This is a genomic window from Rhodopseudomonas palustris (assembly GCF_034479375.1).
GTDB lineage: Bacteria > Pseudomonadota > Alphaproteobacteria > Rhizobiales > Xanthobacteraceae > Rhodopseudomonas > Rhodopseudomonas palustris_M.
Genome location: NZ_CP140155.1, coordinates 4,876,333 through 4,898,761 on the forward strand (window position 1 = coordinate 4,876,333; position 22,429 = coordinate 4,898,761).

The following is a 22,429-nucleotide window of genomic DNA, read 5'->3' on the forward strand; positions in this document are numbered from 1 at the left end:
TGGATGGCCGGGTCAAGCCCGGCCACGACGCTGAAATAACGAACCACATAACAGACCACGCGCGGGGGGCGATCGTCGATGTTGCAGCCTGAGGCTACGGTCGATCACGCGCCCGCGCCGGTCAAAGTCGAGTTCGACAATTTCGAGCACGGCTTTCCGGCCGGGTTCGGTCCGCGCGGCTGGCGCCATCTGGCCTATGGCGTGGCGATCGCCTTCGCGGTGTTCCAGCTCGTCATCGCGGCCTGGAACGTGCTGCCGAGCCAGGTGGTGCGCGGCGTCCATGTCGGCTTTCTGGTGCTGCTGACTTTCGGGCTGATCGGCAATTTCACCGCGCGCACCGGTTTCGGCCGCGCCGTCGCCTGGATCACCGGCGCGCTCGGCTTCCTGTGCGGGCTGTATCAGTGGATCTTCTATGCCGATCTGATCGCCCGTGACGGCGATCCGACCCATCTCGACCTCGCGGTCGGCACGCTGCTGGCGGTGCTGATCTTCGAGGGCACGCGGCGGCTGATGGGGCCGGCGCTGCCGATCATGTGCGGCGTCTGCCTGCTGTACTGGTTTCTCGGCCAGTATCTGCCGGCGCCGTTCAATCATCGCGGCTATGATTTCGACCAGGTGGTCACCCATCTGTCGTTCGGCACCGAGGGGTTCTACGGCGTGCCGATCTACGTGTCGGCGACCTACATCTTCCTGTTCATCCTGTTCGGCTCGTTCCTCGAGCGCGCCGGCATGATCCAGTTGTTCACCGACGTCTCGCTCGGCCTGTTCGGCAGCACCCGCGGCGGCCCCGCCAAGGTCGCGGTGTTCGCCTCCGGCATGATGGGGACGATCTCCGGCTCCGGCGTCGCCAATGTGGTCACCGTCGGCCAGTTCACGATTCCGCTGATGATCCGCTTCGGCTATCGCCGCGCGTTCGCCGCCGGCGTCGAGGCCACCGCCTCGATGGGCGGGCAGATCATGCCGCCGGTGATGGGCGCGGTCGCCTTCATCATGGCCGAGACGCTCGGCGTCGACTATTCGGTGGTGGTCAAGGCCGCGGTGATCCCGGCGTTTTTGTACTTCGCCTCGGCGTTCTGGATGGTGCATCTGGAGGCCGGCAAGCACGGTCTGGTCGGGATGAAGAAATCCGAGATCCCGAGCGCGTTGCGCGCCGTGATCGAGCGCTGGTACCTGATCCTGCCGCTGGCGGCGCTGGTCTACATGCTGTTCGAAGGCTTCACCCCGCTCTACGCCGGCTCGATGGGGCTGGCGCTGACGGTGGCGCTGATCCTCGGCGCCAGCATCGTGCACGGCTTCTCCAATCAGGTGCTGCGCTACGTGTTCTGGATCGGGCTGGCGATGGTGGCCGGCGCGGTGCTGCACGACGGGCTCGACATCATGAAGGTGATCGTGGTGGTCGCGGTGCTGATCGGCATCACCGCGATCACCCGCGGCGGCCGCGGCACGCTCGCGGCCTGCCGCGATTCGCTGGCCGACAGCGCCAAATCCGCGCTCACCGTCGGCATGGCCTGCGCCATCGTCGGCACCATCATCGGCATGATGACACAAACGGGCGTCGGCACCGTGTTCGGCACCTGGGTGATCAGCCTCGGCGAGAAGAGCCTGTTCCTGGCGCTGGTGATGACCATGCTGCTGTCGATCCTGCTCGGCACCGGCATCCCGACGATCCCGACCTACATCATCACCGCGGCGCTCGCGGCGCCGGCGCTGGCGAAGCTCGGCGTGCCGCTCTTGGTCAGCCACATGTTCGCGTTCTACTACGGCATCATGGCCGATCTGTCGCCGCCGGTGGCGCTGGCGGCGCTCGCGGCCGCGCCGATCGCCAAGGAGAATCCCGACAAGATCGGCTGGGAGGCGATGCGGATCGCGCTCGCCGGCTACGTCATCCCGTTCATCGCGGTGTATTCGCCGGCGCTGATGCTGCAGCCCGGCGACCCGATGGCGGCGCAACTCGGCTTCTACGGCGCTGTGCTCTACGCCACGTTGAAGGCGCTGATCGCGATCGCGCTGTTCGGCATGGTGGCGATCGGCTTCCTCTATACGCGGATGAACGTGATCGAGCGGCTCGTCGCCTTCGCCGCCAGCGTCTGCCTGCTCGGCGAATTCCCCTACAGCGACTATGTCGGCTTCACCATCGCCGCGCTGGTGGTGGCGTGGCAATGGCGGCAGCGGTCGCGCAACGCGGTTGCCGCGGCGTGAGTCTCTGCCTCGCCTCCGCCGGCGTGGTGAAGACGCTGGCGGTCGCCGGTTTCACGCTGGCCTGGACGCATTCGATCGAGCACACCGCCTGGCAGGAAGACTGGCGCGTCACGGCGCAGGGGCTCGAACTGGTGCAGGCGCGGGTCAAGGGCACCGGCGCCGGCATGGAGCCGCCGCCCGAGGCGCGCCTCGTGGACGGCTGGTTTCAATGGATGCCGAAGCCGCGCCCGCTGCGCGACGTCGTGCTGGCAAATTCCGGCATCGCCGGCGAATGGCGACTGTGCGCCGGCGGACAATGCCGGACCTTGTCGCAGATCATCGGCCACGACATCGGCGCGCAGCCGACGACGATGAGCGCGTGCGGCGAGACGCGCGATTAGTTGCGCGTGGCGACACATCGCAACGGGCGACCTCTCCCCGCGCGCAGGGAGAGATCGACCCGGCGGAGCGTATCGACGGTCAATACCCTCCCCTGGAGGGGGAGGGTCGCTCGCGATAGCGAGCGGGGTGGGGTGCCGAAGAGTTCATCCGCAGTGCCCGCGGCTCACCCCACCCCGTCGTGCCTTGCTTCGCAAGGCCCGCCGACCCTCCCCCTCCAGGGGAGGGTGAAGAGTGCTCCGGCGCAATAGCCGGCGACATCCGACAGCTCCTCTGCGCGCGGGGCGAGGGCGGGCCGTGCCGGTTGCGCTTCGCGGCATCCAAGCTACAACGCTTGCAACGAGACAAAAGCGGCAACGTTCGCAAGACGCAACGACGAAAGAAGAAACGCATGCCACGACTGCAAGGCAAGACCGCGCTGGTGGTCGGCGCCGGTTCGATCGGGCCGGGCTGGGGCAACGGCAAGGCGACCGCGGTGACGTTCGCGCGCGCGGGCGCGCAGGTGTTCTGCGTCGACCGCAATCGCGCCGCCGCCGAGGAGACCGTCGACATCATCAAGTCGGAAGGCGGTCGCGCCATCGCGTTCGCCGCGGACGTGTCGCGCGCCGCCGATGTCGAGGCGATGGTGGCGGCCTGCGTCAACGCCTGGGACGGCATCGACGTGCTCGACAACAATGTCGGCATTGCCGAGACCGGCGGCGTGATCGATGTGTCGGAAGCGGACTGGGACCGGGTGTTCGCGGTCAATCTGAAGAGCGCGTTCCTGGCGATGAAGCACGTCGTCCCGATCATGCAGCGGCAGGGCGGCGGCTCGATCATCAACATCTCGTCGATCGCCTCGATCCGGCATCTGGGAATCTCTTATGTCACCTACACGGCGTCGAAGGCGGCGATGAACGCGATGACGCGGACGGCGGCGGTGGAATACGCGAAGGACCACGTCCGGGTGAATTGCGTCCTGCCCGGCCTGATGAAGACGCCGATGGTGGCGCATTCCGCGGGGTTGGCGGCGAGCTACGCCGGCGGCGATGTGGAAGCGATGTGGCGGGCGCGCGACGCGCAGGTGCCGATGGGGCATATGGGCGAAGCCTGGGACGTCGCAAATGCCGCATTGTTTCTCGCCAGCGACGAGTCGAAATACGTCACCGGCCTCGAACTCGTCGTCGACGGCGGCCTGACGTTGAAGGTGAACTGAAGTGATGGGTCGCGGCCGTCATCCTGAGGCGCGAGCGCAGCGAGCCTCGAAGGATGGAAGCGAGTCCACGCGGCTCATTCTTCGAGGCGCGCGCAACAGCGCGCGCACCTCGGGATGACGGATCGCATGTTGGACGGCAGAACCAATCGATCCATGCGTTGGTTGTCCGCAGGAGGTGTTCTTCTCGCCCTCGCGCTGCTTGCTACAGCGCCCGCATCCGCTACCACGCCCGACGATCTCGATGATCCGACGATCGATCCGGCGCAGTGTCTCGCCGCGGCCGCGAAGCGGGACGACGATCGCGCGGTCGAGTTGTGCAGCCGGCTGATCGCCCGGCGCAACACTGGGCGGGACGACCGCCTCAAGGCGCTGATCGCCCGCGCCGGCGCCCTGACCCGCATCCGGCAGGTCGATCGCGCGCTCGTCGATTATGACGACGCGCTGCGGCTCGATCCGAAGCAGCCGGACATCCTCAATGCCCGCGGCGAGCTGTGGCTCGGCAAGGGCGACCGCGCCAAGGCGCTGGCGGATTTCTCGGCGGCTTTGCGGCTGAACCGGGATCACCCTGCCGCGCGCGCCAATCACAGGGCGCTGGCGACCGAGCTGGAGCGTCTCGGCGCGCAGAAGGCCATCGACGGGAAACCCAGCTTCGACTGCGCCCGCGCCCGCCGCGCGGTCGAGAAGGCGATCTGCGGGGATCGCGACCTCGCTAATCTCGATCGCGCGATCGCCGCGACGCACCTCCGCATCCTGCAGGACAAAGCCAGCGCGAAGCCGGCCGAGCTGCGCGCGCTGAAGCGTGCGCAGGACGATTTCATCACCGGCCGCAACGCCTCGTTCGGCCGGCCGGGCTACGACCTGCGCGCCGCGATGAAGGCGCGGCTGCGGCAACTGACCGGCGTCGCCGGCGGCAGATAGAGCCTGTTGGGGTCGGGCGCCGGGATTGGCGACGTTGGCCATCCGCCCGGAAATGTCCGTTTCGGCCTTGAAACCCGGGCGCACCCGGCCACAATGCCGCCCGACAACCGGCCGGCGCGGCGACGCTGCTTGATTAGGAACAAAGGCGGGGTTGTCAGCAGCGGCTAAAAGCCGGACATGGCGGGCAAACCGCCCGAGATCGATGGGAGCAGACGCCATGAATATCCAGGACAAGAGCCGTTATCGCGAGGTTCATGCCCGATCGCTCGCAGACCCCGAGGGCTTCTGGGCCGAGGCCGCCCGCGAGATCGACTGGATCGCGCCCGCCACCAAGGTGTTCGATCCGTCGCAGGGGCTGTACGGCCGCTGGTTCGCCGGCGCCAAGGTCAACACCTGCTACAACGCGCTCGACCGTCATGTCGCCAACGGCCGCGCCGACCAGGTCGCGCTGATCCATGATTCGCCGCTGACCGGCAGCGTCAGCACTTTCACCTATGCGGAGATGCTGCGCGAAGTGCAGGCGCTCGCCGCGGTGATGCAGGATTTCGGCGTGCAGAAGGGCGACCGCGTCATTCTGTACATGCCGATGGTGCCGGAATCGATGGTGGCGATGCTGGCCTGCGCCCGCATCGGCGCGGTGCATTCGGTGGTGTTCGGCGGCTTCGCGGCCAAGGAACTCGCCACCCGCATCGACGACGCCAAGCCGAAGCTGATCCTGTCGGCGAGCTGCGGCATCGAGCCCGGCCGCATCGTCAAGTACAAGCCGCTGCTCGACGAGGCGATCAGCCTGTCCTCCGCCAAGCCCGACGCCTGCATCATCCTGGCGCGGCCGCAGCAGGAGTGCGACCTGATCGCGGGGCGCGATTACGACTGGGCGACGTTGCGCGCCGAGGCGCTGGCCGCCGACAAGAAGGCCCAATGCGTCGCGGTCGACGCCACCGACCCGCTCTACATCCTCTATACCTCGGGCACCACCGGCAAGCCGAAGGGCGTCGTCCGCGACAATGGCGGGCATCTGGTCGCGCTGAAATGGACGATGGAGAATCTCTACGGCGTGAAGCCCGGCGAAGTGTGGTGGTGCGCCTCCGACATCGGCTGGGTGGTCGGCCACAGCTACATCATCTACGGCCCGCTGCTGCACGGCGCGACCTCGATCATGTATGAAGGCAAGCCGGTCGGCACGCCGGACGCCGGCGCGTTCTGGCGGGTGATCGCCGAGCACGGCGCGGTGGCGCTGTTCACGGCGCCGACGGCCTTCCGGGCGATCCGCAAGGACGATCCCGAAGGCAGCTTCATCCGCAAATACGATCTGTCGAAACTGCGCACGCTGTTCCTCGCCGGCGAGCGCGCCGATCCGCCGACGGTCGAATGGGCCGAGCAGCAATTGAAGGTGCCGGTGATCGATCATTGGTGGCAGACCGAAACCGGCTGGTGCATCGCCGGCAATCCGGTCGGCCTCGGCCTGTTGCCGGTCAAGCACGGCTCGCCGACGGTGCCGATGCCGGGCTACGACGTCCGGGTCGTGGACGAGGGCAGCAAGCCGGTGCCCGCCGGCACCATGGGCTCGATCGTGATCAAGCTGCCGCTGCCGCCCGGTAATCTGCCGACGCTGTGGCAGCAGGACGAGCGCTGCCGCGAGAGCTACTTCGCGGACTATCCCGGCTACTACAAGACGTCGGATGCCGGCTATATGGACGAGGACGGCTACGTCTTCGTGATGGGCCGCACCGACGACATCATCAACGTCGCCGGCCATCGGCTCTCGACAGGCGGCATGGAGGAGATCCTCGCCTCGCATCCTGACGTCGCCGAATGCGCCGTGCTCGGCATCAACGACACCATCAAGGGCGAAGTGCCCTGCGGGCTGATCGTGCTGAAGAGCGGCGTCACCCGCGATCACGCCGAGATCGAGAAGGAGATCGTCAAGCTGGTGCGCGACAAGCTCGGCCCGGTCGCCGCCTTCAAGCTGGCGATCACCGTGCCGCGGCTGCCCAAGACCCGCTCCGGCAAGATCCTGCGCGGCACCATCAAGAAGATCGCCGACGGCGACGAATGGGCGATGCCCGCCACGATCGAGGACCCGACCGCGCTCGACGACATCAGCACCGCGCTGAAGAGCCATAGCTGAGAGCGGCAGGGCGGCTGAACGGGGCAGGGCGGCTGAGCGAGGCCGGCACGCGTTGCGGACTTACAAACTCCGCAATTCCGGTTAGACAAGGCTCCACAACGTCATTCCGGGGCGCGCGTGCAACGCGCGAACCCGGAATCCCGATGTTGTTGCCGAGATTCCGGGTTCGCGAGCTTCGCTCGCGCCCCGGAATGACCACCTTGGGGATCCGGATGCTGAGCTCGAGACGCTTTCTCGCCCTGACCTTCGCCGCCGTCGCGCTCGCCGGCTGCGCCAGCCGCTACGATGCACCGGCCGATCTCGGCGACGACGATGCGTTCTGCAAGCAGAACGGCATCGCGGTCGGCTCGCCGGAATACGTCGCCTGCCGCAAGGATCGCGACGTCCAGCGCTCCAACGCCGTCACCCGCGCCAATCGCGCCCAGCGCGATCTCGGCGACTACATGATGCAGAACCCGAGCCGGCCGTAAGTCGGGCGTCACCCCAGAGCACTGCCGTGGCGCGCGAGGCCGCGACGGCTTGCTCGTAAGGCGCGGCTCAGTTGCGAGTGGGTCGAAGAATCTGTGTCCGTGGGGACACGCGCCGCGACAGCCTGCCGCAGCCGTCTTCGCCATTTGATCTGGATCAAACGTTGGGGTTCCCGAGCGGCATTGGTGCACCGCGAGCGTGTGCGGTTGCTCACGCCAATGACATTCATGGGGCACCTATGACCAAATTTCTGACTGCAGTGTCGGCGCTGGCGATGGCGGCGGCATTGAACGGCCTGCCGAGCAGCGCCTTCGCCGCGGATCTTTCCGCCAAGCCGATCTACAAGGCGCCGGTCGTCGAGGCCTGGAATCCCTGGATGATCCGCCTGCGCGCGCTCGGCGTCGTGACCCGCGACTCCGGCTATGTCGACCAGGTCGCCGGATCGGGCCTGAAGACCACCGACACCCTGGTACCCGAACTCGACATCTCGTATTTCTTCACCAAGAACATCGCCGCCGAACTGATCCTCGGCGTCACCAAGCACAGCGTCTCCGGCACCGGCACGCTCGCCAATGTCGACGTCGGCAAGGCGTGGCTGCTGCCGCCGACCCTGACGCTGCAATATCACTTCACCGAGTTCGGCGCGTTCAAGCCCTATGTCGGCGCCGGCGTGAACTACACCTTCTTCTTCAGCCAGAAGGCCGCGGGCGGCACCGTCATCGAAAGCCACCTCAAGGACAGCTTCGCGCCGGCCGTGCAGGTCGGCTTCGACTACATGTTCGACAAGCATTGGGGCTGGAACGTCGACGTCAAGAAGCTGTGGCTGCGTCCGGAATGGAACGGCACGCTGGCGGGCGGCACGCCGGTCACCGGCAAGGTCAATCTCGACCCGTGGCTGGTCGCCACCGGCATCACCTACAAGTTCTGATCCCGATCAGAGGCTGGCAGCGGCGCGGAGCGATCCGCGCCGCTGTTGTTTTTGTCCGGGCAGTGGAACTCGACCATTGCCAGCGCGCCGCATCCCTGCTTGTGATCGGCGCAACCGCGCTCCCCGCGCATTCCCGAGCCGACCATCGAAAGGCCCCGCATGGACATCAAGGTCAAAGACAGCAACGGCGCGCTGCTCGCCGACGGCGACAACGTCACCCTGATCAAGGATCTGAAGCTGAAAGGCTCGTCCACCGTGCTGAAGCGCGGCACCGTGATCCGCGGCATCCGCCTCACCGACAATGAAGACGAGATCGAAGGCCGCACCGACAAGATCAAGGGCCTGGTGCTGCGCACGGAGTTTCTGAAGAAATCCTGAGCGTCGGCGCGCGGGCCGAACGCGGCCCGCGTCGAGACGGCTGCCCCGGTGCGCGGCGGATGTCAGTGCAGTGACTGCCCGTCGACGCAGACATGCCCGGACACGAGGGTCGAGCGCAGCCATTCCAGCTCCGCCTCCAGCCGCTCGTTGACCTGCATCAGCGCGCGGAGCGCGTCGTGCAAACTGCCATCGCTCTCCGCGACGATCTGCTCGATCTGCCAGTCCAGTCGGTTCGCCACAGTCCACCCGATCGCCTGTTTGTTCCATCACCCACCGGCTCCGGAATTCGGGCGGAATTTTTGTCCGATTCGGGCGCGATGATGGTCGACGACGGTTGTCGCCGTTATCCCCGGTCGGGGCTGTCGGAAATGGGATGCATACCGGGAACAGGTTAGGCGTCAGCGCGTACCGATGCGTTGGTGTCGCAGCCAGAAACCGGCAAAATGAGCTGCGTCCGCCATCCCTGTTACGGCCGGTTGTCACCCGGCATGCGCCAGGTGAACGCGCAGGGGGCGCTGGCGTTCCGGCTTCCCTGCGGCTGCGGCGACCGCGTTGTCGCACGCCCGCGCCGCGGATGATGCCGGGGTGGTGACATCGTCACAGACGGCGCGGCCGCGTCGGCAGAAACGGGGTATGCGGCTATGGGGACTGGTTTTGGCTTCGTTCCGCGCCATCTTACCCTGCCTGCCCCGAAGGGAGACCCCGTGCCGCATCGGAAGATCGAGAGGACCGCCTTCGAGCGAAGAGCGTTCGAGCGAAAAGCCCTGGCCGTGCCCAGTTCGCGGCTGTCGCGGCTGGCGCAATTGGGCGGACTGGCCTCGTCGATCGCCGGCAATGTCGCCGCCGAGGTGGCGGGGCAGCTCGCGCGCGGCCAGCGCCCGCGGATGGAAGACCTGCTGCTGACGCCCGCCAACGCCATCAAGGTGGCGGACCGGCTGGCGCAGATGCGCGGCGCGGCGATGAAGGTCGGCCAGCTGATCTCGATGGACGCCGGCGACATGCTGCCGCCGGAGCTCGCCGACATTCTCGGCCGTCTGCGCTCGGAGGCGCATCACATGCCGGTGGCGCAGCTCAGGCGGGTGCTGACCGAGGCCTGGGGGCCGCACTGGCAGCGCCGGTTCGAGGTGTTCGACGCTCACCCGGTCGCCGCGGCCTCGATCGGCCAGGTTCACCGGGTGCGCACCAAAGACGGCCGCGATCTGGCGATCAAGGTGCAATATCCCGGCGTCCGCCGCAGCATCGATTCCGACGTCAACAACGTCTCCTCGCTGATGCGCATGGCCGGCCTGGTGCCCAAAGGCGTCGATATCGCGCCGATGATCGCCGAGGCCAAGCGGCAGTTGCACGAGGAAGCCGATTACGAACGCGAAGGCCGATGCCTGTCGAAATTCGGCGCGCTGCTCGCCGACCGACCCGAATTCCGCGTGCCCGAGCTGCACGCCGACCTGACGACGCCGAACGTGCTGGCGATGAATTACGTCGAGGGCGGGCCGATTGACAGCCTCGCCGACGCGCCGCAGGCCGAGCGCGACCGGGTGATGACGCTGATGATCGGCCTGATTTTCCGCGAGCTGTTCGAATTCCGGCTGATGCAGACCGATCCGAACTTCGCCAATTATCGCTATGCGCCGGCGACCGGGCAGGTGATGCTGCTCGACTTCGGCGCCACCCGCGCCTTCCCGGAGGATTTCGCCGACCTCTACCGGCGGCTGTTGCGCGCCGGGCTGGCCGGCGACCGTCCGGGCGTCCGCGCCGCCGCGCTCGAGATCGGCTTCCTCGCCGGCGACACGCCCGCCCGGCTGGAACAGGCGATGCTCGAGATCTTCGAGATGTCGCTCGAGCCGCTGCGGCAGGACGGGCCGTTCGACTTCGGCGCTAGCGACCTCGCGGTGCAGATGCGCGAAGCCGGCATGGCGATGGCCCAGGACCATACGTATTTCCGCATCCCGCCGATGGATACGCTGTTTCTGCAGCGCAAATTCGGCGGCATCTACATGCTGGCGACGCGGATGCGGGCGCGGGTCGACCTGCGCGCCATCGTCGAGCCGCATCTGTGACCGCCCGGCTGGAAGGATCCGCGATGGCTGCGCCCCATCAGGCGAAGTTCTGGGACAAGGTCGCCGACCGCTATGCGGCGCGGCCGATCAAGGACCCGGCCGCCTTCGAGGCTATGCTGGCCGACGCCGCCGGCCGGCTGCGCCCGACCGACCGGGTGCTGGAGATCGGCTGCGGCACCGGCTCGGCCGCGATCCGCCTCGCGCCGCACGCGGCGGAATGGATCGCGACCGATTTCTCGGCCGAGATGCTGCGGATCGCCCGCGCCAAGCCGGCGCCGGCCAATCTGCGCTTCGTCCTCGCCGACGCCCGCAGCGCTTTCGACGGCGGACCGTTCGATGCGATCTGCGCCTTCCAGGTGCTGCATCTGGTCGGCGATCTGCCCGGCACGCTGGCGCAGATCCACGCCCATCTGAAGCCCGGCGGTCTCCTGATCAGCAAGACCTGGTGCTTCTCCGAGATGTCGCTCAAGCTGCGCTCGCTGTTCTTCGTGCTGCGAAGCATCGGCCTGTTTCCGCGCGCCCAGGCGCTGACCAAGCCCGAACTACGCCAGACCCTGCGCGACGCCGGCTTCGAGATCGCCGACGAACGCGTGTTCGGCGACAACCCGCACGGGCCGTATATCGTGGCAAGAAAGCCGGAGATGGCTTGAGTGCACGGCCGGCGCTGAGGCGTCAGGTCTCGATGTATTCCGCCAGGCTGGTCGGCGCGGGCACCGGCAGGCCGTCGTCCTTCAAGCCGTCGATGTGAAACCGGATCGCCTCGCGGATCTCGGCCTCGACCGCCGCGACGCTGTCGCCGGTCGCGACGCAGCCGGGCAGGTCCGGCACATAGGCCGAATAGTTGCCCTCGGCTTGTTCGATAACGACGGCGTAGCGCATCAGCGCCGCTCCTTCAGGCCAGCTTGCTTCAGGATACTGGCAAACGTGCCGGGAGCAAGATCGTCAGAAGGCTTGCCGGCGATCGTCACGCGGCCGGTCTTCCAAGGATGCTTGTATTGTCGATGGCTTCCTCGGGTCGCAATGTGGACCCATCCGTCTGCTTCGATCAGAAGAGTTGCGTCCCGAACCTTCATGGAAGCGCGCGCCCCGCCTTCGGTCGGATCGGATCAGCCTATTTCAAAGACAATACGTGTCCTTGCTGCTTTGGTCGTAGGCCCCGTCGCCCCCTTGACTCCTTTCCGTCCCGATGCTGCATTGCCGCACATGTGCACGCCGCTCCGCCAGATCCCGACCTCCCAGACCCGTCGTTGGTGGCGCACCTCCTGAGAGGTGGCCGTGCGATTTTCCGTTTTTTGAGATCGTCCGAAGGCCGCCCCACAGTGCGGCGGCCTTTAGTTTGTCCTGTGTGGCGTTCCTCCGGCAAGTTGAGATAAGAGGATGCCATGAACAGGACCGTTTTCTCGCTTCCCGCGCAGAGCGACTACAAGACCGCCGCGGGCCTCGCCGTGTCGCGCACGGTGGCGGCCTTTACCGGCGGTCAGTCGCTCGATGATCTGATCGACCTTCTGGATCGCCGCCGCGGCGTGATGCTGTCGTCCGGCACCACGGTGCCGGGGCGTTACGAGAGCTTCGATTTCGGCTTCGCCGATCCGCCGCTGGCGCTGACCATCCGCGCCGAGCAGTTCACGATCGAAGCGCTCAATCCGCGCGGCCACGTGCTGGTCGCGTTCCTGTCCGACAGGCTCGACGAGCCCTGCGTGGTGGTCGACCAGGCCTGCGCGACGAAGATCAGGGGCCACATCGTTCGCGGCGAGGCGCCGGTGGACGAGGAGCAGCGCACCCGCCGCGCCAGCGCGATTTCGCTGGTGCGCGCGCTGATCGCGGCGTTCGCCTCGCCGGCCGACCCAATGCTCGGGCTGTACGGCGCCTTCGCCTACGATCTGGTCTTCCAGTTCGAGGATCTGGAGCAGAAGCGGGCGCGCGAGGCCGACCAGCGCGACATCGTGCTGTATGTGCCCGATCGCCTCTTGGCCTATGACCGCGCCACCGGCCGCGGCGTCAATATCGCCTATGAATTCGCCTGGAAGGGCAAATCCACCCAGGGCCTGCCCAACGACACCGCCGAGAGCGTCTACACCCAGACCGGCCGGCAGGGCTTTGCCGACCATGCGCCGGGCGAATACGCCAAGGTGGTCGAGGTTGCGCGCGAGCACTTCGCCCGCGGCGATCTGTTCGAGGCGGTGCCCGGCCAATTGTTCGGCGAACCCTGCGAGCGCTCGCCGGCCGAAGTGTTCAAGCGGCTGTGCCGGATCAATCCGTCGCCTTATGGCGGCCTGCTCAATCTCGGCGACGGCGAATTCCTGGTGTCGGCCTCGCCCGAAATGTTCGTCCGCTCCGACGGGCGCCGGATCGAGACCTGCCCGATTTCCGGCACCATCGCCCGCGGCGTCGACGCCATCGCGGACGCCGAGCAGATCCAGAAGCTCCTGAACTCCGAAAAGGACGAGTTCGAGCTCAACATGTGCACCGACGTCGACCGCAACGACAAGGCGCGGGTCTGCGTGCCGGGCACCATCAAGGTTCTCGCCCGCCGCCAGATCGAGACCTATTCGAAGCTGTTCCACACGGTGGACCACGTCGAGGGCATGCTGCGCCCCGGCTTCGACGCGCTCGACGCCTTCCTCACCCACGCCTGGGCGGTGACGGTGACCGGCGCGCCGAAATTGTGGGCGATGCAGTTCGTCGAGGATCACGAGCGCACGCCGCGGCGCTGGTATGCCGGCGCGTTCGGCGTGGTCGGCTTCGACGGCAGCATCAATACGGGCCTGACGATCCGCACCATCCGGATGAAGGACGGCCTCGCCGAGGTCCGCGTCGGCGCGACCTGCCTGTTCGACAGCGATCCGGTCGCCGAGGACAAGGAGTGCCAGGTCAAGGCCGCGGCGCTGTTCCAGGCGCTGCGCGGCGATCCGCCGAAGCCGCTGTCGGCGGTGGCGCCGGACGCCACCGGCTCCGGCAAGCGGGTGCTGCTGATCGATCATGACGACAGCTTCGTGCACATGCTGGCGGACTATTTCCGCCAGGTCGGCGCCGAGGTCAGCGTGGTGCGCCACATCCATGCGCAGAAGATGCTGGCCGAGAACGCCTACGATCTGCTGGTGCTGTCGCCCGGCCCGGGCCGGCCGGCGGACTTCATGATTTCGTCGACCATCGACACCGCGCTGGCGAAGCAACTGCCGATCTTCGGGGTTTGCCTCGGCGTCCAGGCGATGGGCGAATATTTCGGCGGCACCCTCGGCCAGCTCAAACAGCCGGCGCACGGCCGTCCGTCGCGGATCCAGGTGCGCGGCGGCACGCTGATGCACGGCCTGCCGAACGAGATCACCATCGGCCGCTATCACTCGCTCTATGTCGACATGCAGGACATGCCGAAGGAACTGACCGTCACCGCGTCCACCGATGACGGCATCGCGATGGCGATCGAGCACAAGACCCTGCCGGTCGGCGGCGTGCAGTTCCATCCGGAGTCGCTGATGTCGCTCGGCGGCGAGGTCGGGCTGCGGATCGTCGAAAACGCCTTCCGGCTCGGCCGGCCGATGGTCTGACCCCGGAATTGATCGAAACACGTGTGCCGCCGGGGATGGGCTGCTAACACCCCGGCGGATACTCATCCGAATTACCGGATTGCCTCCGACGCCCCGCGATGACGAATTGAGCCAACCCGCAACAGAGACCAGCGCCGATGACCCCCGAACTTGCCCATGATTTGAAGGCCAGTGTCCGGACCATTCCGGACTATCCCAAACCCGGCATCATGTTCCGCGACATCACCACGCTGATGGGTGATCCGCGCGCCTTCCGCCGCGCCGTCGACGAACTGGTGCAGCCCTGGGCCGGCTCCAAGATCGACAAGGTCGCCGGCATCGAGGCGCGGGGCTTCATCATCGGCGGTGCGATCGCGCATCAGGTGTCGAGCGGCTTCGTGCCGATCCGCAAGAAGGGCAAGCTGCCGCACACCTGCGTGTCGATGGAATACGCGCTGGAATACGGCACCGACCGAATCGAGATCCATGTCGATGCGATCACCCCCGGCGAGCGGGTGATCCTGGTCGACGACCTGATCGTCACCGGCGGCACCGCCGAGGGCGCGATCAAGCTGCTGCGCCAGATCGGCGCCGAAGTCGTCGCCGCCTGCTTCATCATCGACCTGCCGGATTTGGGCGGCGCCGCCAAGGTCCGCAGCATGGGCGTCCCGGTGCGAACGCTGGTCGAGTTCGGCGGGCATTGAACTCTTCACCCTCCCCTTGAGGGGGAGGGTCGGCACGCAGCCGCGTAGCGGCTGCGTGCCGGGGAGGGGTGAGCCGCGGGCACGGCGGTCGAACTCTTCGCCACCCCACCCCGCTCGCTACGCGAGCGACCCTCCCCCTCCAGGGGAGGGTGACCTCTCCAGCGACGTGCGCGCTACACCCGCGCCTGCGTCATCTCCAGTTCGATGGCTCTGAAGCTGGTGTAGTTTTTGCGGATCCACTGGTTCAGTTCGGTCGAGGCGTCGGGCTCGGCGCGCAGATAGCCGGTGAAGGAAAAATTCAGCCGGTCGATATAGGTCTTGAGGAACGGCGGCAGCGCGCGGATCCGCACCACCCTCCCGTCGGCGAAAGCGCGCGGCATCTCGCCGTGCATCACGTGCTCGTTGTCGATCGCGATCAGTTGCCGCGGCGGGACGATGTCCTGCAGCGTCGCGAACGCGCGCGCCGAATTGCGATCATTGTCGGGCACGAACAGCACCACGGGGGCGACCTGCCGCCGCGCGGCCTCCTTGATGAAGCCGACTTCGCCGAACGTGCCAAAGAATTCGTCGAAGGCGTGGAAGCCGAGGTCGATCACCTTGGCGACGCCGTCGCCGACGATCAGCCGGTCCATCAATTGCACCTTGCCGAAGGTGTCGCCGACATCCGCCGTCTCGGTGAGGCGCGGCAGATAATCCAGCAGCGACGGCTCCTTGACGTTGACGTCGAAGGCGACGACCGAGCCGCGCTGCAGCGCCAGGAACTCGGTCAAGAGCCGCGCGATCAGGGTCTTGCCGACGAACGGCCGCGGCGAACAGATGATGTAGACGGGGGTGCGGGACGGCGTGCGGGACATGGCGTCGATCGGGCTTTCCGGCCGGCGGTCATTCGCCCGGCCGGAATGTCGTTCCCGATATAGCCAAAATCCGCGGTGAGGCGAATTATTTCTCGCCGGCTTCCGCGACGTTGGTGCTGCGGCCGCCCTTGTCCTTGCCGACGAGGTCGGTCAGCTTGATGCGGTCGAATTCGCTCCAGACATTGGCGAGCCAGTGCCGGACATAGCCGCGCAGCACGAAGGAGTAGTTCGCCGGCTCGTCCTGGACGCCCTTGTTGGCGACGAATTTCAGGAACGGCACCGACGACACTTCGACCTGCTCGTAGGCCATTTCGTTGAGCTTCGGGATCGTCAGCTCGGTGGCGTCCTTGATGCGGTGGAAATACGAATTGTAGGTCGCCTGGTCCCACTCGAAGAAGCTGGTGTTGTTGATGAAGTTCTTCACCAGATAATATTTCGCGCCGATCATGAAATTCGCGGTCTCGGCGATCTCGTCCAATGATGCGATCGACGGGCCGAGAATGTGGAACACCGCGAAGGTGATTTGGCCGGAGCGCGCGGCGTCGAGGAAGCCGATGTCGCGCAGGTTAGCCAGCGCGTTGGACATCAGTCCGGCGCGGACGTCGATCACGGTCACCGACGGCGTCGCGGTGTTGAGCGTGTCGAAGATCTTCATCTGGTCGGCCGTCGTCGTCATGTCGACGATCTCGGTGATGCCGGGATGGAAGCGCTTCAACGTGCCGCGCGGCGCTTCGGTGTCGAAGGCGCGGGTCGGGATGTTGTTGGCGCTGAAATAGTCCAGCAAGGTTCGCGACACCGTGGTCTTGCCCACGCCGCCCTTGTCTGCGCCTACGACGATCACTGCTGGCTTCGCCATGAGATTCCTTTTCGGGCCCGGTTTGATCCCCCACCGCGCGACGCGGTGCAAGGCCCCTCTTTGGGCGCGAACATGGCAGAAACATGGGATAATTCAATTGGCGCCGCTGCACATGACGGCAATCTCAACAAAATCGTTCGGATGCGAGGCGATTGCGCCCGGCCGGCCGGCGTCACACCCGCTTGCCCCACGGCCCGCGCAGGAATCGCCGTGGACGCGGTGGCCCCGGCTCGCTCCACGGGCCGGGCGGGGCGGCGTCGTCGGGCGCCGCAGGCGCGGCTGAATCGTCTGCCGAGGGGGGCGTCGCATCGGCCGGCGTCGGTAGCGCCAGCGGGCCGGGATCGTGGCCGCCGGCGAATTTCACCAGCGCGGCCACCCGCTTTTCGACCGAAGGGTGGGTGGCGAACAGGTCGGCGAAGCCGGAGCGCGGATTGTCGACGCACATTTCCATCACCGCCGAGGTGGCGCCTTCGAGTTCGCCTCGGTTCTCGATCTTGCGCAGCGCCGAGATCATCGCATCGGGGTTCTTGGTCAGTTCCACCGAGCCCGCGTCGGCGAGATATTCGCGGGCGCGCGACAGCGCCAGTTTGATGACCTGCGACAGCAGCCAGGCCAGCACGACCAGCACGATCGCCAGGATCACGACGATGATCGCGCCGCCGCCGCTCTTGCGATCGCCCGATGACGACGACGAGGATGTCGACGATCCGCCGCCGCCGAAGCGGAAGCCGCCGTGGACGAACAGCCGGAACATCATCTCGCCGAAGAACCCGACCACGCCGGCGATGATCACGGCGATCACCATCATCTGCACGTCGCCGTTCCTGATGTGGGTCAGCTCGTGGGCGAGCACCGCCTCGACCTCGTGGTCGTCGAGACTGGCGAGCAGTCCGGTCGTCACCGTGATCGCGTATTGCTGCCGGTTGAGGCCGCTGGCGAAGGCATTGAGCGCCGGGCTGTCCATGATCTTCAGCTTCGGCATCGGGATGCCGCGCGAGATGCACAGGTTCTCGAGCAGATTGTACAGCCGTGGCTGCTCCTGCCGCGTCACCGCATGGCCGCCGGTGACGGCGTCGATCAGCTTCTGATGGAAGAAATACGCGATCACGATCCACAGCGCCGCGCCGATGGTGGCGAACGGCAGCGCCTGCACCAGATCGATCGCCGCCGCGTTGAGATAGTCGCCGACCGTGCGCCCGCGATCGATCATCACCTCGGCCAGCAGCGCGCCGGCGAACACCAGCACATAGATCAGCACGAACAGCCCGATCAGCAGTACGATCGAACGCGTCTTGTTGGCGGCGATATGCGTATACAGACCGTAGGCGGCCATGAGGGCGATCCGTTGGTGTCGCAGCGCCGGCCTCAATTTCCCTCCCCCTTGCGGGGAGGGTGGCCGGCCGTAAGGCCGGTCGGGTGGGGGTGGGCCGCACACTCGGTGCCCGTGGACCCCCACCCCCGACCCCTCCCCGCGGGGAGGGGAGCAGATTAGAACTTCACCTGCGGCACCTGTTCGACCTGCGTTCGCGTCTCGCCGAGGTCGAAATAGTCCTTGTGGGTGAAGCCGAGCGGCGCGGCGAACAACGCGGCGGGCATCTGCTGGATGCCGGTGTTGTACTCCTGCACGGCGTTGTTGAAGAACCGGCGGCTAGCCGCGATCTTGTTCTCGATGTCGCTGAGCTCGGACTGCAATTGCTGGAAATTGGCGTTGGCCTTGAGGTCCGGATAGGCCTCGCTGAGCGCGATCAGCTTGCCGAGCGCGCCGGAGAGCATGTTCTCGGCGGCGGCGACCTGGCCGGGGCCATGCGCCGACATCGCGGCGTTGCGCGCCTTGATGACGTCGTCGAGCGTGCCGCGCTCGTGCGCCGCATAGCCCTTCACGGTTTCGATCAGATTGGGAACGAGATCGTGCCGCTGCTTGAGCTGCACGTCGATATCGGCGAAGGCCTGATCGACGCGCTGTCGCAGCGCCACCAGACGGTTGTAGGTCATCAGCGCGAACACCGCGATCGCGACGATGATGCCGAGTAGAATCCACATCTCTGGCGACTCCCATGAATCGGACGATCCGCCGACCCTAGCCGAGATCGGGTCGACGCGGCAGGGCCGCTTCGTGTGCGGCCCCTCTTGGTCGCCGCCGCCGCCGGAACCGTTCAAACCCGGGTCGGCCCGCGGACGGAACTTCCTCCGGCTCTGCTCCATCGCCTTGCAGAAAAGCCTGCCGGTATCGCTTGCAGAGGTTCGCCTTCTGCCGCATGCATCGTCGGCCCTCCGCCAGCCGCTATGTCCCGCACCCGCGAGTCCGCTTGTCGTCGATCATCCTCGATCCCTGGTTCTACGCCGCCGCGATTCCCGCGGTGCTGCTGCTCGGGCTGGCCAAGGGCGGCTTTTCGGGGATCGGCATCGCGGCGACGCCGCTGCTGGCGCTGTTCCTGCCGCCGCTGGAGGCGGCCGCGCTGCTGCTGCCGGTGCTGATCAGCCAGGACATGATCTCGCTCTACGTCTATCGCCGGCATTGGGACGCGCGCAGCCTGAAGATCATGCTGCCGGGCGCGCTGGCCGGGATGGGGCTGGCGTGGTGGACCGCCTCGATCGTCTCCGACGACGTGGTGCGGCTGATCGTCGGCGGCGTCGGCGTCGCCTTCGTGCTCAATGTCTGGCTGCGGCCACAACTGTCGCCGTCGAAGGGATCGACCGCGGCGGGATTGTTCTGGGGCGGCGTTTCCGGCTTCACCTCGTTCATGACCCAGGGCGGCGGGCCGCCCTATCAGGTCTACATGCTGCCGCAGCAATTGCCGAAGCTGGTGCTGGTCGGCACCACCACGATCTTCTTCGCGATCCTGAACGTGCTGAAGATCGGCCCATATATCCTGCTCGGCCAGTTCAACACCGCCAATCTGGCGACCTCGATCGCGCTGCTGCCGCTCGCCGCCGCCGCCAATCTGGCCGGGATCTGGCTGATCCGCCGGATGCCGACCGGGCTGTTCTACCGGATCGCGTATCTGTTGCTGTTCGCGGTCTCGCTGGCGCTGGTGCTGCAGGGCCTCGCCAACATGCTGAAGGGCGCGAACTGACGCGTCCTGCAGCGTGCGTCAGTTCGTCGGCGGCACGAAGTGGTCGGTCACGGCCGCGGTTTCGCCGGTGGCCGGGTCCTTGACCTCGAAGGTGATGGCGACCGACTTCGCCGGCACCAGATTCGCCGGCACCTGCACCGAGATCCGCAATTCGCGGCTCTGGTCCTGGCCGACCTCGACGCTGATCTGCTCGGCGGCGCCGTCGCCGACGCCGGGCGTCTGCATCGTCGCGCCGGGCACCCCGAGCACCGAGATCGTCACCGCCCGCGCCGTCGGCCGCTTGTTCAGGAGGCGAACGGTGTAGTCGTTGCGCACGCCGCCGTCGGACAGCGCCACGAACAGCGGATTGCGCTCGTGCAGCACGTTGAGGTCGAGCGCGCCGCGCGTCGCCAGCGCGTAGACCATCACGGCGCCGGTCAGCACGATCATCGCCGAGTACATGATGGTCCGCGCCCGGATCGGCCGGTACAGCGGCGGCTTGCCTTCCAGCCTGCGCTGGCCGTTGATGTCGGTGTCGTAGGCGATCAGTCCGGTCGGGCGGCCGACCTGCTGCATCACATGGGTGCAGGCGTCGATGCACAGGCCGCATTGCACGCAGCCGAGCTGCAGCCCCTCGCGGATATCGACACCGGTCGGGCAGACATTGACGCATTGATGGCAGTCGACGCAGTCGCCGGCGCGCTCGCCGTGCTGGCGCGCCAGCTCGGCCTTCTTCACCGACATCCGCGGCTCGCCGCGGTCGACCCGGTAGGTGACGTTGAGCGCCCATTCGTCGGTCAGCGCCGCCTGGATCCGCGGCCACGGGCACATGTAGATGCAGACCTGCTCGCGCATGAAGCCGGCGAGCGTGTAGGTGGTGAAGGTGAGAATGCCGATCCACACATAGGCGACCATCGGCGCCTGGAAGGTGACGAGCTCCTTCACCAGCGTCGGCGCGTCGGCGAAATACAGCACCCAGGCGCCGCCGGTCCACCATGCGATCATCAGCCAGATGAAATGCTTGAGGGCGAGCTCGCCGGCGCGCCGCGCGGTGAAGCCGTGCTGGTCCTTCTGGATGCGGTCGCGGCGGTCGCCTTCGACGAAGCGTTCGACCGCGTAGAACAGGTCGGTCCACACCGTCTGCGGGCAGAGGTAGCCGCACCACAGCCGGCCGGCCAGCGCGTTCATCAGGAACAGCGCCAGCGCCGCCATGATCAGGAGTCCGGTGAAGTAGTACACCTCCTGCGGCCACAGCTCGATGAAGAAGAAGTAGAACCGGCGGGCCGGGAGATCGATCAGCACCGCCTGGTCCGGCAGGCCGGGGCCGCGGTTCCAGCGCAGGAACGGCGTGAAGTAGTAGATCGACAGCGTGATCGCCAGCAGCGTCCATTTGATCCGGCGGAAGCGGCCGTGCACCGCCTGCGGATAGACCTTCTTGCGAGGGGCGTAGAGCGGCCCCTCGATATTTGTTTCTGTCATGACGAACGCTTTTGCTGAAGCGCGATCCCGGGACGGAGATCAGGCGCGGAGACATCCGGGCGAGGACGACGGCCGGGAGGCACGTCGTCCATCTCCGGTCAACGGACGGAGGGGCGGGCGATCTTGCGCGCGACCAGGAACGACACCGGCATCGCCAGCACGAAGCCGGCTGCGACGGCCATCGGAATCCAGGTCATCGCCTGCTCCGACAGGCTCGGCACCGCCAGTACGGCGACCATCAGCATGCCCGCGAGCGTTGCCCCGCCGATGATCCAGAGCACGACTGCTACCTTGAACATTATTCTCTCCTGCTATTCGGCCAGACGTGCCGGCCCTGGAACGCGGCGGTTGGCCGGATCGCTTCAACCCGGCCCGCAGACGTTCTGCGCTATCCGAACGGCTGGCGGTCGCCAGCTCCACACATTCGAATGTTTCAAAACGATATGTCTTGAAGGTTGGCGGCGTTTGATCTGGATCAATCGGAAGGCCAGCAAATATACCTGCATAAAGGTCACTTAGTTACCATCGCACCATTCGGCGGAGGATTCACTCAGGCTGGCGCTCCTGCGACAAAGATATATCTTTACAGCCGAGGAAGGCGGCACTACCTGAGATATATCTTCAAGAGGTTCGGGCATGGACGGCATCGAAAGCGGTAATGGCGGACGGCGGTGTGGCTCCGGTACGCCCGGCTGCCGCTGGGCCCGCCGTGGCTTCGGCGGGCGCGGCGCCGGCAATGGCGAGACGACTCGTGCCGGCCGGATGCTGGCGCAAGGCGACCTCAAGCTGATCGCGCTGGCGCTGATCGCCGAGCAGCCGCGCCACGGCTACGACATCATCAAGGTGATCGAGGAAAAGACCGCGGGCTGGTACGCGCCGAGCCCCGGCGTGGTCTATCCGACGCTGACCTATCTCGAGGAGATCGGCCACGTCATCGCGCAGCCGGAAGGCGCCAAGAAGCTCTACGTCATCACCGACGACGGCCGCGATCAGCTCGCGACGAACCGCACGCTCGCCGACGCGGTGTTCGAACGCCTGGCGACGTTCGGCGAGATGATGCGCCAGCAGACCGGCAATGGCGCCGGCGCCGACGGCGGCGATCTGCCGCCGCTGCTGCGCGCCGCACTCGACAATCTGCGCGAGACGGCGATCCGGCAGCTCGCCCGGGACGCCGACAACGAAGCGGAACTCGTCGCGATCCTCGCGCGCGCGGCGGGCGAACTTCGCAGGGTTTAGAGACGACAGCGGGCGGACCCGCAGGACATTCGGCCGTGCAACGGATCAGGGATCCGGAACGCAGCCGCTACTCA

The 22,429-nt window shown here is 66.7% G+C and carries 23 protein-coding genes; 14 read left to right on the forward strand and 9 right to left on the reverse strand.

Annotated features, from left to right (window positions below; all coding sequences use genetic code 11):
* Nucleotides 1-78 precede the first annotated feature (78 nt).
* From SR870_RS22135 to SR870_RS22170, 8 genes are all read left to right on the forward strand, one after another.
* Nucleotides 79-2,199 (forward strand): TRAP transporter permease, encoded by a 2,121-nt coding sequence (locus SR870_RS22135; protein ID WP_322515644.1) that lies wholly within the window; start codon nucleotides 79-81, stop codon nucleotides 2,197-2,199.
* Entirely contained in the window at nucleotides 2,196-2,579 is a 384-nt protein-coding gene (locus tag SR870_RS22140) for a DUF1850 domain-containing protein (protein WP_322515645.1), read from the forward strand. Before SR870_RS22135 ends, SR870_RS22140 begins: the two co-directional genes overlap by 4 nt.
* 389 nt (nucleotides 2,580-2,968) lie before the next feature.
* Entirely contained in the window at nucleotides 2,969-3,772 is an 804-nt protein-coding gene (locus tag SR870_RS22145) for an SDR family NAD(P)-dependent oxidoreductase (protein ID WP_322515646.1), read from the forward strand.
* 153 nt (nucleotides 3,773-3,925) lie between these two features.
* On the forward strand, nucleotides 3,926-4,690 hold the full coding sequence (locus SR870_RS22150) for a hypothetical protein (RefSeq protein ID WP_322515647.1): 765 nt from the start codon (nucleotides 3,926-3,928) through the stop codon (nucleotides 4,688-4,690).
* A 217-nt stretch (nucleotides 4,691-4,907) separates the two neighbouring features.
* On the forward strand, nucleotides 4,908-6,818 hold the full coding sequence (locus SR870_RS22155; RefSeq protein ID WP_322515648.1) for a propionyl-CoA synthetase: 1,911 nt from the start codon (nucleotides 4,908-4,910) through the stop codon (nucleotides 6,816-6,818).
* Nucleotides 6,819-7,030: 212 nt separating this feature from the next.
* A complete protein-coding gene (locus SR870_RS22160) occupies nucleotides 7,031-7,288 on the forward strand; it encodes a hypothetical protein (RefSeq protein ID WP_322515649.1) in 258 nt (85 codons plus the stop codon).
* Nucleotides 7,289-7,524: 236 nt separating this feature from the next.
* A complete protein-coding gene (locus SR870_RS22165; RefSeq protein ID WP_322515650.1) occupies nucleotides 7,525-8,214 on the forward strand; it encodes an OmpW family protein in 690 nt (229 codons plus the stop codon).
* A gap of 165 nt (nucleotides 8,215-8,379) precedes the next feature.
* On the forward strand, nucleotides 8,380-8,592 hold the full coding sequence (locus SR870_RS22170; protein ID WP_238736977.1) for an alkylphosphonate utilization protein: 213 nt from the start codon (nucleotides 8,380-8,382) through the stop codon (nucleotides 8,590-8,592).
* 62 nt (nucleotides 8,593-8,654) lie between these two features.
* On the opposite strand, the gene SR870_RS22175 is transcribed toward SR870_RS22170, so the two are convergent.
* Nucleotides 8,655-8,831, reverse strand: a complete 177-nt coding sequence (locus tag SR870_RS22175) for a hypothetical protein (RefSeq protein WP_322515651.1) — start codon at nucleotides 8,829-8,831, stop codon at nucleotides 8,655-8,657.
* A gap of 465 nt (nucleotides 8,832-9,296) precedes the next feature.
* Between SR870_RS22175 and SR870_RS22180 the strand changes: the two genes are divergently transcribed.
* A complete protein-coding gene (locus tag SR870_RS22180; protein ID WP_322515652.1) occupies nucleotides 9,297-10,649 on the forward strand; it encodes an AarF/ABC1/UbiB kinase family protein in 1,353 nt (450 codons plus the stop codon).
* 23 nt (nucleotides 10,650-10,672) lie between these two features.
* Nucleotides 10,673-11,299, forward strand: a complete 627-nt coding sequence (locus tag SR870_RS22185; RefSeq protein ID WP_322515653.1) for a class I SAM-dependent methyltransferase — start codon at nucleotides 10,673-10,675, stop codon at nucleotides 11,297-11,299.
* A 22-nt stretch (nucleotides 11,300-11,321) separates the two neighbouring features.
* Here the strand turns inward: SR870_RS22185 and SR870_RS22190 are convergent, their stop codons facing one another.
* A complete protein-coding gene (locus tag SR870_RS22190) occupies nucleotides 11,322-11,528 on the reverse strand; it encodes a type II toxin-antitoxin system HicB family antitoxin (protein WP_322515654.1) in 207 nt (68 codons plus the stop codon).
* On the reverse strand, nucleotides 11,528-11,722 hold the full coding sequence (locus SR870_RS22195) for a type II toxin-antitoxin system HicA family toxin (RefSeq protein ID WP_322515655.1): 195 nt from the start codon (nucleotides 11,720-11,722) through the stop codon (nucleotides 11,528-11,530). The genes SR870_RS22190 and SR870_RS22195 overlap by 1 nt, the downstream gene beginning before the upstream one ends.
* A 309-nt stretch (nucleotides 11,723-12,031) precedes the next feature.
* Between SR870_RS22195 and SR870_RS22200 the strand changes: the two genes are divergently transcribed.
* The gene (locus SR870_RS22200) at nucleotides 12,032-14,194 is read left to right on the forward strand and encodes an anthranilate synthase component I (RefSeq protein ID WP_322515656.1); all 2,163 of its coding nucleotides are present in this window, start codon (nucleotides 12,032-12,034) and stop codon (nucleotides 14,192-14,194) included.
* 137 nt (nucleotides 14,195-14,331) lie between these two features.
* Nucleotides 14,332-14,877, forward strand: a complete 546-nt coding sequence (locus SR870_RS22205; RefSeq protein ID WP_322515657.1) for an adenine phosphoribosyltransferase — start codon at nucleotides 14,332-14,334, stop codon at nucleotides 14,875-14,877.
* A gap of 173 nt (nucleotides 14,878-15,050) precedes the next feature.
* On the opposite strand, the gene SR870_RS22210 is transcribed toward SR870_RS22205, so the two are convergent.
* From SR870_RS22210 to SR870_RS22225, 4 genes are all read right to left on the reverse strand, one after another.
* A complete protein-coding gene (locus tag SR870_RS22210) occupies nucleotides 15,051-15,731 on the reverse strand; it encodes a hypothetical protein (protein WP_322515658.1) in 681 nt (226 codons plus the stop codon).
* A gap of 85 nt (nucleotides 15,732-15,816) precedes the next feature.
* Complete coding sequence (locus SR870_RS22215; protein ID WP_322515659.1) at nucleotides 15,817-16,587, reverse strand: hypothetical protein; 771 nt, start codon at nucleotides 16,585-16,587, stop codon at nucleotides 15,817-15,819.
* A 172-nt stretch (nucleotides 16,588-16,759) separates the two neighbouring features.
* Nucleotides 16,760-17,920 (reverse strand): M48 family metallopeptidase, encoded by a 1,161-nt coding sequence (locus tag SR870_RS22220; RefSeq protein WP_322515660.1) that lies wholly within the window; start codon nucleotides 17,918-17,920, stop codon nucleotides 16,760-16,762.
* A gap of 155 nt (nucleotides 17,921-18,075) precedes the next feature.
* On the reverse strand, nucleotides 18,076-18,627 hold the full coding sequence (locus SR870_RS22225; protein WP_322515661.1) for a LemA family protein: 552 nt from the start codon (nucleotides 18,625-18,627) through the stop codon (nucleotides 18,076-18,078).
* A 215-nt stretch (nucleotides 18,628-18,842) separates the two neighbouring features.
* Between SR870_RS22225 and SR870_RS22230 the strand changes: the two genes are divergently transcribed.
* Nucleotides 18,843-19,661 carry a sulfite exporter TauE/SafE family protein gene (locus SR870_RS22230; protein WP_322515662.1) on the forward strand — a complete coding sequence of 273 codons (819 nt, stop codon included), beginning with the start codon at nucleotides 18,843-18,845 and terminating at the stop codon, nucleotides 19,659-19,661.
* A gap of 18 nt (nucleotides 19,662-19,679) precedes the next feature.
* Here SR870_RS22230 and ccoG read toward each other — a convergent pair whose 3' ends face one another.
* Nucleotides 19,680-21,119, reverse strand: a complete 1,440-nt coding sequence (gene ccoG / locus SR870_RS22235) for a cytochrome c oxidase accessory protein CcoG (RefSeq protein ID WP_322515663.1) — start codon at nucleotides 21,117-21,119, stop codon at nucleotides 19,680-19,682.
* Between the two features lie 98 nt (nucleotides 21,120-21,217).
* On the reverse strand, nucleotides 21,218-21,418 hold the full coding sequence (locus SR870_RS22240; RefSeq protein ID WP_322515664.1) for a hypothetical protein: 201 nt from the start codon (nucleotides 21,416-21,418) through the stop codon (nucleotides 21,218-21,220).
* Between the two features lie 337 nt (nucleotides 21,419-21,755).
* Here SR870_RS22240 and SR870_RS22245 point away from each other — a divergent pair, with 337 nt between their 5' ends.
* On the forward strand, nucleotides 21,756-22,355 hold the full coding sequence (locus tag SR870_RS22245) for a PadR family transcriptional regulator (protein WP_322515665.1): 600 nt from the start codon (nucleotides 21,756-21,758) through the stop codon (nucleotides 22,353-22,355).
* Nucleotides 22,356-22,429 lie beyond the last annotated feature (74 nt).